Below are 13,253 nucleotides of genomic sequence, written 5' to 3'. Positions count from 1 at the left end.
TATTACTCGCTGCAAAACAGCGAAAACCTGAACGATGGACTGGTGATATCAGGAACTGTAAGCCAGTTGGCGAAGTCCACCTAAATCCAGAAAGAGAAGCTGCTTAATAAGCGAGCAAATGATGGCAACTATCTTGAAAAACACCGATCGGGTGAAAGTGCTTACACATTAGAAGTCTATAAAAATGCATGTTATGAATATGACGGAACTACCTTAAATCCTGTGCGATAAAAAAGCCCCGCAGTTTGCGGGGCTTCGTTTTACTACTGACTCAACTATTTAGTCGGCATTGGTAAGATTTCAAACAGACCATCAAACTTATCGAGTGAACCACCTAGCTGCTTGATAAGAGACGCATCGCCTTTAATACCTGCTTGGCCTGACTTCACTAGCTCATCTAGTGTTGTTTCACCTAGAACGACTCGCGTAAAGTCTGATTTATGGATGATTAGCTCAACATCAACCGCTGGGATTTTCTCGACCTCGATATTCGACATGTTCGCGTTCGATACTTCACCGTAGTAGCGCTCTTCGATATCTGGGTGGTAAACACCAAAGTTAAAGTTTAGCTCTGCCGCTTCTGCTTTCGGTGCATTCAGGCTTACCGCGATAAAGTCTAAGAACATGCCTGTTGGCGTATTGGCGATTACATCTGCAGACGCTAACTTGATTGACGGTTGAATATCACCTGTACGTAGCTCTACTGCACCTTGCAGATAGCTGTTACGCCATGCCATGGTTTCTGACTGATAGCCTTGCTGCTCAAAGCTGTCCGCCAATGCAAAACGGTAGTCGATGTTATTCGGGTCACATTGCACTAAGTCATTAAATAACTGCGACGCTTCTTGGTACTCACCTTGGTTAAAGTGATTCATGCCCGCTTTGTACAAGGTGTCTGCACCTGCTGCGTTGACATACACACATGACTTTTCTGTCGTTTGTAGCGGGTTAGTGTTTACTGGGTTCATGTCATGGTAGCCCAAGTATAAATCCACGACTGCACGAGCATTGTGGCTGTATGAACCGTGGTAACCATTGGTATGCCAAGTATCGATTTGAGATTGAGGAACAATCTTTTCAATCTCACGGCCAACATCATGAATCGTTATGCCGTGATTCGCTAAGCGCATCGCCTGATTATGAATAAAGCCATAGTTATCGCGCTGCAGCGTCATGTATTCGGAGATTTCATTTACATCAGTATTGGCATTGTTCCAAACTGGCGCCGAATGAGCCGCGTGAATATTGTCGACTAAGCCGCTGTCAACATAGCGCATTTTTAGCTCAGTTAAGTACTTAGTCCAAACCAAAGAATCACGAACTTTTGCACCGCGGAATGTGTAGATGTTATGCATGCCGTCGTATGTCAATTCAGCCGTGTTGAGTGAACGATACTCAGGTACATAAAGTACAATTTCTGCTGGCGCTTCTGCTCCTGGCATATTGATCGCGTGGAACTCCAAACCATCAATGGTAATCACTTTTTCACGCTCTTGAATTTCATCTGTTGGTGCAACTAGCGTTACTTCACCACGTGAGGTCCCCAATCCTAGAGCATTATCAACAATACCTTTAGTGTTGTTGTCTAACGTTGTGCCATATTGGTAGTTCGCACGTCGGCCCATCGCGGTACCAGCAATGACGTTTTCATCTGCCAGCTCTTTAATGAAGTCTTTTGGCGCATAGATTTTTGCATCTTCTGCAAAGTCACCAGACTCAACAACACCGCGAGAGCCACCAAAGTGATCAGCGTGCATGTGCGAGTAGATAAGCCCAGTGATTTTGTGCTCACCATTAATTGCAGGAAGGTGGGCTTTAGCAAACTCCCAAGATGCCGCTGCGGCTTGCTTTGATAGCAGAGGATCATGAACAACATAGCCGTTATCGGTGCGATAAATGGTCATATTAGAAAGGTCAGCACCGCGAATTTGGTAAACACCGTCCGTCACTTCATACAAACCACCAGCAGCGTAGTTAAGCATGCCCTGACGCCAAATAGATGGGTTCACCGTTGGTGGTAGATCTTTTACTGACATATCCGTCATATATTCGAAACGATTTTTTAGTTCGCCAGCTTCGTGCGTACCGAACTCAGCAATTAGGCCACGAGTTGTACGCTCAAATGCAGAAGTATCTTCCCATGGTAGGATTTTAGTCATCGCTGCATTCGCTTTCACTGTATGCTCGGTTGCAGGTTTGCCTTCATAGGTATCGATTGATGCATAATCATTGGCTGATGCGCCAAATGACATAACAACTGCGAGAGAAAGAACTGAAGGAGCAAATCGAGTTTTCATGATGAACCTCTTGGGGTTTGATATCGGGTATGAAGCTAATTTACTCCGTTGACACATAGCAATACATGCATGAAACTGTATTTAATACATCACAAATCATTATGTGTAGGCCGTTATGCTCAATGACTTAGATCTAAATCTACTCAAAGTCTTTATCGCCGTTTATCGACATAAATCCATTACCCTTGCAGCCGAAGAGATGGGGATGACCCAACCTGGAGTCAGTGGCTTGCTTAAAAGGTTACAACAACAAGTAGGCAGCCAATTATTTGTTCGCTCTGGCAGAGGGATCGCCCCTACCCACCACGCCCAAGAACTGATTCGCCATGTAGAACCCGCGCTTATTCAAATCAGTAATGCATTAGAAAGTCTCAACGGGTTTAGTACTCATCATCCACATAAGTTCGTCGTTTACACCTCTGAGCCCGTGATGCTAATGCTATTGCCTAAGATTGAAGCCGACGTAACCTTGGGTAATGTCACCATTGAACTCCAACCTACCCATTCCAACGAAGAAAGACTGCTGCATGGTTTAAATCAGCACCAAGCCGATTTAGCCATAGAGTTTACCGAACACGCGACCAATGCATTCTTCACTGAAGCCCTGTTTGATGACCAAATTTGTGTCATTGCCCGCAAAGGTCACCCGAGAGTGTCGCAAAACATCACTCGCGAGCAGTTCTATGCAGAAAGGCACATTACTTTGAAACTGCGCCGAGAAGACGCCTATCTGGCAGATTATTTTACGGAAGAGAGCCTGCGTGACCGAACTGTCGCTGCAGAGTGTACGTCATTGGTTTCACAGATGTCGATGGTCTCAACCAGTGACTGCATTGCAACCATGACTGCCAGCATCGCTAAACAATTCGCCGATAAATTAGATATCCAAGTACTCAAACTGCCATTTACTGACATCCCAATCCAATATCGTTTAATGGCCCATAATCGAGTGCGAAAAAGCCCATCCAATATCTGGTTAAGAGATAAACTGAAATCGTATTTTGAGTAGGCTAAGTAGCAACGATAATCACTAATTTCGCCAGAGATACCTGACTGTCTATCTTAATTAACTCAACCCAGATATGATTTCTTGGTGATAGCGAGCTTAGCTAGAACTGAACGATAGGAATAACTATGGATCTGAATCTACTCAAAACATTCGATGTGGTAATGAAAACGCGCAGCGTCAATGAAGCCGCGGAGGGCTTAGGCATTACAGCTCCTGCAGTCAGCCACGCATTGAACCGCCTTCGTGAGCAATACCAAGACCCATTGTTTATTCGTAAAGGACGTGGCATTGCACCGACCAATTTCGCTATCGAATTACACGAAGAGATCCAAGAACCCTTAAACTTACTGCTCAATGGCGCTAAATCGAGACAACATTTCAACCCACAAGCTAGCCAGCGGACGTTTCGTATTTCTAGCCATAAAGACCTCGACCTGATGTTAGTGCCGCCAATGATAGAGTATCGGGCTAAGCACGCACCGAACGTGAAACTTTCCGCCGATATCGAGCATATCAATGAAAGTAGCCGTCAAGATGATCTACGTATGCGTAAAGTCGATCTTATTATCACGACCATCCCTTTAGACGAGCACGGCTATCATAATGAATTCCTATTTGAACTGCCGCTCGTTGTTGTATGTAGTAAAAATCATCCACGCATTCAGGGCTCGCTCACGCACGAGCAGTTCTTTACTGAGAAGCACCTACTATGGGGAACACAGCGTTTTAATCAAGACATCCTCGATTCACTCGCTTGTGAACCACAACCCTCCCGCCATATCGTCTATAAGACCGATTCGATTTGTAATGCCGTGATGATGGCGGCTCAGACCGAGTGGCTGTGTGTGACAAGTCAATGGCACGCCGATCTACTTGCCCCAGGCCACCAGCTTCAAGTATTCCCGCTACCCTTTAAATCGGTGCCTTTGCCGATTTATATGACTTGGCATCACTCCCAACAGCAAGATACAGGACACCAATGGCTTAAAGAGTCTCTACTTAAAGTCACTGAGCGTTTTCGCTAAATGCGAAGTGGATTAAATAAAACTAAATCCACATTTAAATTTAAGCCTATCGATTGATAAATCCAAACTTCATATTATCTCTTCATCGACGAACGCATACCCGTTCGCACTATCAGAGAGAGATGACTTATGAACTTTCAAAAATCAATCGTATCTTTAGCTATCGTTGCCACTCTTGCGCCAGCATTCAGTTTCGCTGCGTCAACAACCAGTGCAGCCAAAGACGCGTCAAGCTTCACTGTCGCAAAAAACGAACAACTGAAGCAGTACCTAAATTTCGATAATCAAAGCGATTTTGACGACGCTTCCCGTGGTTTCATTGCTACTTGGCCAGAGAAAACCATCAAAGACGCGGACGGTAAAGTTATTTGGGACTTCAGCAAGTACGATTTTATAGAACAAGATAAGAACACCGATACCATTAACCCGTCACTTCTGCGCCAAGCAAAACTCAACAACCTTGATGGTCTATTCAAAGTCAAAGATGGCATCTACCAAGTCCGTGGTTTTGACCTTTCAGTGATGTCCTTCATTAAAGGTGATGATGGCTGGGTAGTGGTTGATCCACTGATTTCTCCTGAAACTGCTGCTGCAGGCTTAAAACTTCTGCGTGATAACGTTGAAGATTTACCAGTTACGGGTGTGATTTTCACTCACTCTCATGTCGACCATTTCGGCGGCATCTTAGGTGTAACAAGCCAAGAAGACATTGATGCAGGTAAGGTTGAGATTCTTGCACCTGAAGGTTTCTTTGATCACTCGATCGCTGAGAACTTAATGGCGGGTAACACCATGTCACGCCGCGCATCTTACATGTACGGTAACTTGCTTGATGCAAGCAGCAAAGGTCAAGTCGATGGTGGTCTAGGTAAAACGACCTCTTCTGGTGCACCGGGCATTGTTAAACCTACCCACATCGCCAACATCACTGGTCAAGAGATGGAAGTAGATGGCGTTAAGTTAGAAGTGATTATGGCGCAAGAATCAGAAGCCCCTTCTGAATTCATGTTCTACTTCCCGCAGTACAAAACCATGATGGCAGCAGAAGTGATGACGCACACCATCCATAATATCTCTACGTTACGTGGTGCAAAAACGCGCGATGCTTCTTCTTGGGCACAGTACATTGACGAAGCACTGCACACCTATGGCGATAAAGCCGACACCATGATTGCATCGCACCACTGGCCAACGTTTGGTAAAGAAAAAATCCAAAACCAGCTAGAGAAAACACGCGACATGTACAAATTTGTTCATGACCAAACGCTTCGTTTAGCCAACAAAGGTTACACACCAAATGAGATTTCAGCATCAATCAAGCTGCCAGATTCATTAGGTAAAGAGTGGTACAACCGCGGTTACTACGGCACGGTATCGCACAACGCACGTGCAACGTACGACTTCTACTTTGGCGCATGGTGGGACGGTAACCCAGCAAACCTAAACCCACTAACACCAACAGAGCAAGGCACCAAATACGTTGAAGCGATGGGCGGTGAAGACAAGGTTATCGATCTCGCTGAAACAGCGATTGAAAAAGGCGAATACCGCTGGGCAGTAACACTACTGAACAATGTCACCTTCGCTAACCCTGACAATATGGACGCTCGCTATCTAGAAGCCGATGCAATGGAGCAACTTGGTTACCAATCAGAATCAGGCCCATGGCGTAACTACTACCTAGGCGGCGCAAAAGAGCTTCGTCAAGGTATCAAGCCAGTCGCGACACCAAACACGGCGGCAATTGCGAAAAACATGCCGTTTGATCAGTTCATGAACTACTTAGGCGTAACGGTAAAACCTGAGGCGGCGAAAGGGTTAGACATTCAGGTCAATATCAATGTTGAAGGCGATGGTCAGTACTCAATGGATTTAAGCAATTCAGTACTTAAATCATACTCAGACAAGCAGTTTAGCGATGCTGACCTAACGATTACTATGACCCGTCAAGCATTTGAAAACATGATGACAAAACAAGCAACGCTGCAGGAGGAAATCAAAGCTGGTGACTTTAGAGTCTCTGATCAAGTTGAATTTAACAAACTCATGTCCGTGTTTGATCAATTCGACATGTGGTTCGGTGTTGTAACGCCATAAACCATTACTAAAATCCAAATAGTTGTTTAAGTCAAAGCCCGTCTAGTCCGCGGGCTTTTTTTGCGCCTGCCATTCCCCGAGTCTCCCACCTACAGGCACCTCATAAACCGATAACCGTTTGTTGGTTAAAGCACTCACGATCAGTTTACTTGTTTTACATCCCGTCACTGACACCGCTATGATAAGAACATCACGCACAGAACACATATGGAAATGATGTTCAAATTATCCCTAGTTATTTTATTGAGTGTATTTCTAACTGGCTGTGGCAACTTGCTATCTCTGCATTCAGACTTGCAAGACGTCGAGAACATCTATAAAGAAATTACCGTCAATGTCCCTACAACTGATAGTCCCAAAAGGCATGTCATTGTTCAGCTCAGTGATCTCAATAAGTCGAGTGTGCTTACAGTCAATTCAATGGAAAACACCGATAAAACCACGTTTCCCTCTTTTTTCAATCTGACTGACTACATCTTTGTTTTTGAAGACCAGAACCTCGATTTTACCTATCAGATCGATGAGCCTAGTTACCTTTTCATGCAAGATACTTTGGTCAACAATCAGGTCGCGATCGGTCCTGATAACCAGGTACTTGATGGGATACCAACCCTTGACAGATTAGCGGTCGTTCCCTACCTAGAGTTTAAAGTCAGAGAAGAGCGTGTAGGTGCGATTGTCAGCTTAGATGACCCCGCGTTCTCTAAAAACGCGAAAGAGATGGGGATGTGGCAACCGCTGCAGTTTGTTGAAAACGATTACGGGGGAATCTTCTTCCTTGACGCTTATGATCCCGCAAAGATTCCGGTGCTATTTATTCACGGTATGGGCGGTAGCGGTCAAGACTTTGAAGAGATGATCGCTTTTTTAGATAAAGATAAGTACCAGCCTTGGCTTGTTAATTACCCTTCATCTTTGTCACTCACTTTTTTGGCACACTCTGTCGCCAGTTTGATGCGACAGCTCAACGATCAGTATCAATACCGTCCTATTCACATTGTCGCTCATAGCATGGGTGGGGTCTTAACTCAGCGTTACCTCAATGTCTGTAGTGTCGGCAATCGATGCCACTCTATTCGATCATTTACGTCTATCGCATCACCATTTGGTGGCGTGCCATCTGCCGAGTCTGGTGTGAAGTATTCTCCGGTCGCAATGCCATCATGGACTGACTTGATGCCAAATGGCCATGCCATCAAGAACCTTTTCCCAGCAGATCAAAACAACCTTCGTCCACCGCACTTATTGATCTTTGGGTACGACAAAGGGACAGGAGATATCGGGGCGAGCAGTGATGGAACGATTTTGATGAGCAGTCAGCTAAGGGTAGAAGCGCAAGAACAAGCAGAAGAAATATATGGCTTTAACTACAACCATACCGACATTCTCAACCAGCCGGATGTTTACACTAAGATCAGAGCTTTCTGGTTGAGAGTAGAGAGTGAGCAAAAAGAGTAAATAATAAGAAGCCAGCTAGTCGCATTGCTAACTGGCCTTGTCGAGAACTAGAACTGGTAGTTCACTTCGATTCTTTGATCGCCCTCTTTGAACTCTTGCTCCTGTGTCCAGTTAGCAAAATAGCGCACATTGAATCTTGGAGTAATTTGATAAGAGAGTGACACTTCGTTGGCAAAGACTTCACTGTTCCCTTGACCAAATGCGGACTCCATAAAGTCATCCGAACCCGCTATCGCGGTTAACCACATAGGGTTGTAGTTCACCCAAATCTTATCGGTAATGGCCAGCTTACTGTACATACCTACCACACCATAAACACCAGGAATGGTATAGCCAATGCTCTTATCAATAGGGTAAGTGCCTGACTCGGTATCGACCGTGGTATCGACTTGCCCATTGGTGATTCGTGCACCTGCCCCAGCCAGAGGATAGAGCTGTAGCGCTCCCCATTTAGGTAATGCTTGAATAAAGCTATACGAGGTATCCAGTTGCTCTTTTTCAACGTTATAGTTCATATCTAGCTGCGCACCACGGCCATTGGTGGTGTCGACACTAAAGTTGCGAAAACGCAGGCTATCAATCGAATCATCACGTTTACTCGAACCGCTCCAGCCCAACTGTTCGCCCGCGATACCTTTGACTTCAATGATATTCATCGCCATCGTGTCAGGGTTGCCAGTGTCATACGTCTGGCCAACTTTCAGGTTTAGGCCTTTATCAGAGACGCCAAAGCCACCTTGAGTATATACCGCTAATGGGTCAGACATATCTTGAACTTGCTCACTGCTCTCAGGTGCTGACTCTGCATGAGCGAAGGCAGAAACCAGCGCTAACGCCAAAACTTTAGGAACCGGATGCTTCATATCTCTCTCGATGTTATTGATTAAAACATCAAGATCCTAAAAGCTTCGACCTAAGCTATCGATAGAGCGAAGATAAACAGTCAATTAAGTCGGGTTTAATTGATTCTTGCTGTCTATGGATTCATGTCGAGGCAATAAATAACCGCTATCAAAGCATCAGCGTAATCAACACTGAGCCTTAAAGCATTACACTTAATCATCTCGATTGTGGTAAAGTCCGCGCCTGCGTACTGCCGCACCTTAATTGTTTCCAACGCCGCTAAATAAAAGGCCTGCACATGCCGTTTTCTACTCTTTCATTAAGTTCTGAACTTACCCACGCACTGCCACAAGACTTCAAAAAGCCAACGGATATTCAAACATTGGCGATCCCTGAACTGATGGCAGGTAAAGACGTATTGGCATTAGCAAATACGGGCAGCGGAAAAACCCTTGCTTATGGTTTGCCTGTATTGGAAAAGCTAAGCGAAAACTCAGAACAAAGAGCGCTGATTCTGGTACCAACGCGCGAGCTGGCGACCCAAGTGAGTGAGGCGATTAACCAAGTTGGTCAGGCTCTTGGTCTTAACGCGGTGTCTTTGTGCGGTGGCGTCGATAAAGAATTACAACAGCAGGCACTTGCGAAAAATCCCAACATCTTAGTCGCGACAACCGGTCGTTTGGTTGACCTTACCAACAACGGTTTAGACTTAAGCGGTGTGCAATACCTTGTGTTAGATGAAGCGGATCGTCTACTGGATATGGGCTTTTGGCCGGATGTACAAACTATTGCGTCGGAAACATCAACTAAGCGCCAAACCGCGATGTTCTCAGCCACGTTTTCTGATGAACTGAAGAAAAAAGCAAAGCTACTTATGTGCGATCCCAAACAGGTGGCGGCGCACCAAGAAAACAGTACAAACCAAGAGATCACTGAAACGCTGTATCTAGTTAACAAAGGAAGCAAAACCAAAGCTTTGATTGAGCTAGTTAAGCAGAATGCTTGGACGCAGGTGTTGGTGTTTATTGGAGTAAAAGAAAATGCCGATGGCTTAGCGAAAAAGCTTAATAAAGCTGGTATTACAACCTGCGCTTTACATGGTAATAAGAACCAAGATGAACGTGAAGAAGCGCTAGCACAGTTTAAGTCCGGGCTAACACAGGTGTTGATCGCTACCGATCTATTGGCGCGTGGTATTCACATCGAGCAACTACCTGTAGTGATTAACTTTGAGTTGCCAATGCATGCGGAAACATACGTTCACCGAGTTGGGCGTACAGCCCGTGCAGGCGAGCAAGGTGTTGCAATGTCGCTGGTCTGCCATGGCGAAGCCGAAGCTCTTACCGCGATTCGTAATTTGACTCAACGTGAATTGCCAACCCAAGACCTTGAAGGTTTTCCAGTAACGGATAAGCCATCAACAGGTGAGAGCAAACGCGCTCCTCGCGATAAGAAAGCCAATCGACGAACCAATGCTAAAAAGAGCATTAAGCAGTTTCAAGGCAAAGCAAAACGCTCAGCCCCGAAAGCGAAATAACCGCTAGCTAAGCCACTTACGTCTCTCACATTTTGTAAGTGGCTTGGTCCAGAGTTGTTTGAGTTACGCTTGTACTATATCGCTCACTTCTCGGCGCGGCGACGGTGGAGTCAGTTCTGACTTGCCTAAGCGAAACAACATTTGTACGGTTTGATTCGATTCAATTGCGTAATGCTGTTTGAACTCATCCTGTAACGGCAGCATGTCGGAGTATTCTTGAAGAATCTGGCTCATAGGGTGTTGTGCTAAGCCCATCGACGTCGTGACTAGATTGATTCTTTGATATATACGTCCACATTTTACCTGGGCTAAACGGCTGTTGTCCTCACTCACTAATAAGCCAAAGTGAGGGGCATTTTCAGCCGCTTTTTGCGTCGCTTTGATACCTTCTGCACCAAAGCGTTTAGGGTCACTCTCTGCATTTTCACGGGTCACAAACAGCTTTTCCGCTAGCCAACGCTTCGCACCAGAGACGCCATTTTGCGCCAAACCAAACCCATCTCTGTGCTGAGCGAATTCTTTTTCATTAAAACGGAACATGGCAATCGTCTCCAAGCTCCTCGCCGCTTGCTGTTCTTCAATCGTCATTGCTTGAGTAAGAAACTGGCTCATTGCTCCATTGTCACTCTTTGCATCAACGAACTTCATCGCGAAACCATCGTCACCAGCAATGCTCTGAATACGTGCCAATTGTTCCTCTGCCACGATATCAGACTGATAAGGCGTCTTTGTCGATTGACGAATTGCGAGATAACCAAACAGAGGATCGGCTTGAACCTCTGAATCAGGAATTAAGGTAATCGCTGCAACCGGTTTTTCTTCAAGACTCTGATTGTCATACTCCCCTTGCGGAAAATACTCAACGTCAGCTCGAATACCAAAACGAGTCGCCGCAATCACTAAGCCTTCAATAAAGGTTCCCTGACCGATATGAATTTGACGATGGATTGGATCAGTTTGAGGTAGCAAGCGCTCAGAATCGACGTAAAGGAGGATTTGATTTTGATTTGGTAACGCTACCTTCCATGGCTGAATGTTGTGAGGATTCGCACTTAGCATAGCGTAACTGAGCAGTGTCTTTCTTATATCATCATAGGTATGCGTCGGCCGATAAATAGCGCTATTGGATGTGTTCAATTGATTAACCAAAATTGGACTTGCCGCTAAGACGACGCCGCCTGCTCCTAAGACTTTGATAAAGTTTCTTCTGTTCATGTTATCCCTCGCTCTGCTAGAATTATTCCATGGAATAAATATACATTCCATGGAATATAAATCAAGGGCATTCTATAAAATGTTGACAGAAAAGCAGCAGAACTCATTCAAGCTATTGATATCACTTGGAATAATAAATCAGCTAACTGACGCCTGGTTAAGTAAAGCTTTGGCACCTCATGGAATTAATCAATCTCAGTTTAATCTGCTCAATCACTTCGCTCGTCACCCAGACAAAGAGCAGACGATCAGCCAGTTAGCGGAAGTGATGCAAATGAACCAACCTGGTATCACTAAGGTGGTGAACAAGCTGTCTGAAATGGATTTGATAGAGATTCGTAAAGACAAACAAGATGGGCGTAAGAAGTGGATTCGTATTAATCAGCAAGGGTTGGACAAGGTTCAAAGTGCGTTTATGAGCTTTCTGCCCACCGTTGACCAATGCTTTGACCAATGGGACGAGAAGCAACTTGAGCAGATGCTGGAACACTCTCAACGTCTGCAGAATTGGCTAGATAACAATCGCGACGCTTAAAATTAGATATAAAAAAGCCACGCTTCTGATTGAGTAGCGTGGCTTTGTTTTATCTGTTGTTTGTACGACTAGCTTAGCGCTTGTTTAATTCGTATCAAGGCTTCATCTAGTGTGCCTGCTGGGCAGCCTAGATTAAGGCGAACAAACCCCGCTCCCTCTTTACCAAAGGCAATGCCCATACTTGGCACCAAGCCTGCTGCAACAAATTTTTGCTCCAGCTCGGCGTCAGTTAAGTTAAGCGCACGACAATCTAACCAAGCTAAATAGCCTGCTTGTGGGGCGACAAATTTCACCTCTGGCAGTTCCGTTTGTACAAACAGCTCAAGTTTGGCGATGTTACCTCGCAGGTAGTCTTTTAAGTCCACTAACCAACCAGAGCACTCTTGATAAGCAATAGTCGCTGCAATCATCGATAGACTATTGAACACGTCCATGCCATGCGCATCTAGCCTGCGAGTGAACTGTGCTCGAAGCGATTCATCTGGAATCATAAAGTTAGAGATTCGCAATGAAGACAAGCCAAACGTCTTACTTGCAGCCGTTGCCACTATCAGGCGTTGAGAGAGCGCTTGAGGCAGACGCAAAGCTGAATAATATTGCGCATCACCAACTACCAAATCACCCCAAATCTCATCACTGAGAAGCCACACTTGGTACTGCTCACACAGCTCGGCAACCTTTGTGATTTCGCTTTCAGACCAAACTCGCCCTGTCGGGTTATGTGGGTTACAAAAGATCATTGCTTTTGCACCATTAGCGAAACAACTTTCGAGGTGGTCAAAGTCGAGTTGATAGACGCCTTTGGTTTCCATCAGTGGGTTCTCGACGACAACACGATCGTTGAATTCAATGATCTTACGGAAGGAGCCATATCCCGGACTTTGCATCACGATGCCATCACCTGTTTCGGTGAGCATTTGCAATGCCATTGCGAGCCCCGGAAGTACGCCATGTACCGTGGTAATCCACTCACGCTTAACATGAGTATCATGCTGATTTTGATACCAATCGATCGTTGCTTGGTAGTACGCATCATCGCGTTCCGCGTAGCCAAAGATCCCATGCTCAACACGTTGTTGTAGCGCGTCTAACACCACTTGCGGCGCTTTAAAATCGTAATCGGAGACCCACATCGGGAGTAAATCCGTCCCAGCCAATCCCAGCTTTTGCTGCATAAAGTCCCATTTTACAGAGCCACTTTCCTTGCGGTTCAGAATTTGGTCGAAAGCGTTCATCA

At 45.4% G+C, this 13,253-nt stretch carries 10 protein-coding genes; 6 read left to right on the top strand and 4 right to left on the bottom strand.

The window, feature by feature from the left end; genetic code table 11:
* Nucleotides 1-275: 275 nt before the first annotated feature.
* A complete protein-coding gene (locus tag ELS82_RS19695; protein WP_134836996.1) occupies nucleotides 276-2,297 on the bottom strand; it encodes an alkyl/aryl-sulfatase in 2,022 nt (673 codons plus the stop codon).
* Between the two features lie 115 nt (nucleotides 2,298-2,412).
* Between ELS82_RS19695 and ELS82_RS19690 the strand changes: the two genes are divergently transcribed.
* The 4 genes from ELS82_RS19690 (at nucleotide 2,413) to ELS82_RS19675 (ending at nucleotide 7,886) form a co-directional block, all read left to right on the top strand.
* Nucleotides 2,413-3,306: a LysR family transcriptional regulator gene (locus ELS82_RS19690; RefSeq protein WP_134836995.1), complete on the top strand. Its 894-nt coding sequence runs from the start codon at nucleotides 2,413-2,415 to the stop codon at nucleotides 3,304-3,306.
* Between the two features lie 125 nt (nucleotides 3,307-3,431).
* Nucleotides 3,432-4,331, top strand: a complete 900-nt coding sequence (locus ELS82_RS19685) for a LysR family transcriptional regulator (RefSeq protein WP_134836994.1) — start codon at nucleotides 3,432-3,434, stop codon at nucleotides 4,329-4,331.
* Between the two features lie 129 nt (nucleotides 4,332-4,460).
* Nucleotides 4,461-6,428, top strand: a complete 1,968-nt coding sequence (locus tag ELS82_RS19680) for an alkyl/aryl-sulfatase (RefSeq protein WP_134836993.1) — start codon at nucleotides 4,461-4,463, stop codon at nucleotides 6,426-6,428.
* 207 nt (nucleotides 6,429-6,635) lie between these two features.
* Nucleotides 6,636-7,886 (top strand): alpha/beta fold hydrolase, encoded by a 1,251-nt coding sequence (locus ELS82_RS19675; protein ID WP_134836992.1) that lies wholly within the window; start codon nucleotides 6,636-6,638, stop codon nucleotides 7,884-7,886.
* Between the two features lie 47 nt (nucleotides 7,887-7,933).
* Here the strand turns inward: ELS82_RS19675 and ELS82_RS19670 are convergent, their stop codons facing one another.
* On the bottom strand, nucleotides 7,934-8,749 hold the full coding sequence (locus tag ELS82_RS19670; RefSeq protein ID WP_134836991.1) for a hypothetical protein: 816 nt from the start codon (nucleotides 8,747-8,749) through the stop codon (nucleotides 7,934-7,936).
* A 278-nt stretch (nucleotides 8,750-9,027) separates the two neighbouring features.
* Between ELS82_RS19670 and ELS82_RS19665 the strand changes: the two genes are divergently transcribed.
* Nucleotides 9,028-10,266, top strand: coding sequence for a DEAD/DEAH box helicase (locus ELS82_RS19665; RefSeq protein ID WP_134836990.1), 1,239 nt, complete (start codon nucleotides 9,028-9,030; stop codon nucleotides 10,264-10,266).
* 63 nt (nucleotides 10,267-10,329) lie between these two features.
* On the opposite strand, the gene ELS82_RS19660 is transcribed toward ELS82_RS19665, so the two are convergent.
* A complete protein-coding gene (locus ELS82_RS19660) occupies nucleotides 10,330-11,481 on the bottom strand; it encodes an Acg family FMN-binding oxidoreductase (RefSeq protein WP_134836989.1) in 1,152 nt (383 codons plus the stop codon).
* Between the two features lie 79 nt (nucleotides 11,482-11,560).
* Between ELS82_RS19660 and ELS82_RS19655 the strand changes: the two genes are divergently transcribed.
* Complete coding sequence (locus ELS82_RS19655; protein WP_134836988.1) at nucleotides 11,561-12,016, top strand: MarR family winged helix-turn-helix transcriptional regulator; 456 nt, start codon at nucleotides 11,561-11,563, stop codon at nucleotides 12,014-12,016.
* Nucleotides 12,017-12,084: 68 nt separating this feature from the next.
* On the opposite strand, the gene ELS82_RS19650 is transcribed toward ELS82_RS19655, so the two are convergent.
* On the bottom strand, nucleotides 12,085-13,251 hold the full coding sequence (locus tag ELS82_RS19650) for a MalY/PatB family protein (RefSeq protein WP_134836987.1): 1,167 nt from the start codon (nucleotides 13,249-13,251) through the stop codon (nucleotides 12,085-12,087).
* Nucleotides 13,252-13,253: the final 2 nt, after the last annotated feature.

Origin of the sequence: Vibrio ouci, assembly GCF_004551525.1 — a bacterium.
Taxonomy (GTDB): Bacteria; Pseudomonadota; Gammaproteobacteria; order Enterobacterales; family Vibrionaceae; genus Vibrio; species Vibrio ouci.
The sequence above is the reverse complement of the archived record's forward strand: the minus strand, read 5'-3'. Positions and strand labels throughout refer to the sequence as shown.

What these genes read in the sequence shown, in the direction of transcription:
- ELS82_RS19695 (WP_134836996.1), bottom strand. Translation starts at nt 2,297, where the DNA reads ATGAAAACTCGATTTGCTCCTTCAGTTCTTTCTCTCGCAGTTGTTATG.
- ELS82_RS19690 (WP_134836995.1), top strand. Translation starts at nt 2,413, where the DNA reads ATGCTCAATGACTTAGATCTAAATCTACTCAAAGTCTTTATCGCCGTT.
- ELS82_RS19685 (WP_134836994.1), top strand. Translation starts at nt 3,432, where the DNA reads ATGGATCTGAATCTACTCAAAACATTCGATGTGGTAATGAAAACGCGC.
- ELS82_RS19680 (WP_134836993.1), top strand. Translation starts at nt 4,461, where the DNA reads ATGAACTTTCAAAAATCAATCGTATCTTTAGCTATCGTTGCCACTCTT.
- ELS82_RS19675 (WP_134836992.1), top strand. Translation starts at nt 6,636, where the DNA reads ATGGAAATGATGTTCAAATTATCCCTAGTTATTTTATTGAGTGTATTT.
- ELS82_RS19670 (WP_134836991.1), bottom strand. Translation starts at nt 8,749, where the DNA reads ATGAAGCATCCGGTTCCTAAAGTTTTGGCGTTAGCGCTGGTTTCTGCC.
- ELS82_RS19665 (WP_134836990.1), top strand. Translation starts at nt 9,028, where the DNA reads ATGCCGTTTTCTACTCTTTCATTAAGTTCTGAACTTACCCACGCACTG.
- ELS82_RS19660 (WP_134836989.1), bottom strand. Translation starts at nt 11,481, where the DNA reads ATGAACAGAAGAAACTTTATCAAAGTCTTAGGAGCAGGCGGCGTCGTC.
- ELS82_RS19655 (WP_134836988.1), top strand. Translation starts at nt 11,561, where the DNA reads ATGTTGACAGAAAAGCAGCAGAACTCATTCAAGCTATTGATATCACTT.
- ELS82_RS19650 (WP_134836987.1), bottom strand. Translation starts at nt 13,251, where the DNA reads ATGAACGCTTTCGACCAAATTCTGAACCGCAAGGAAAGTGGCTCTGTA.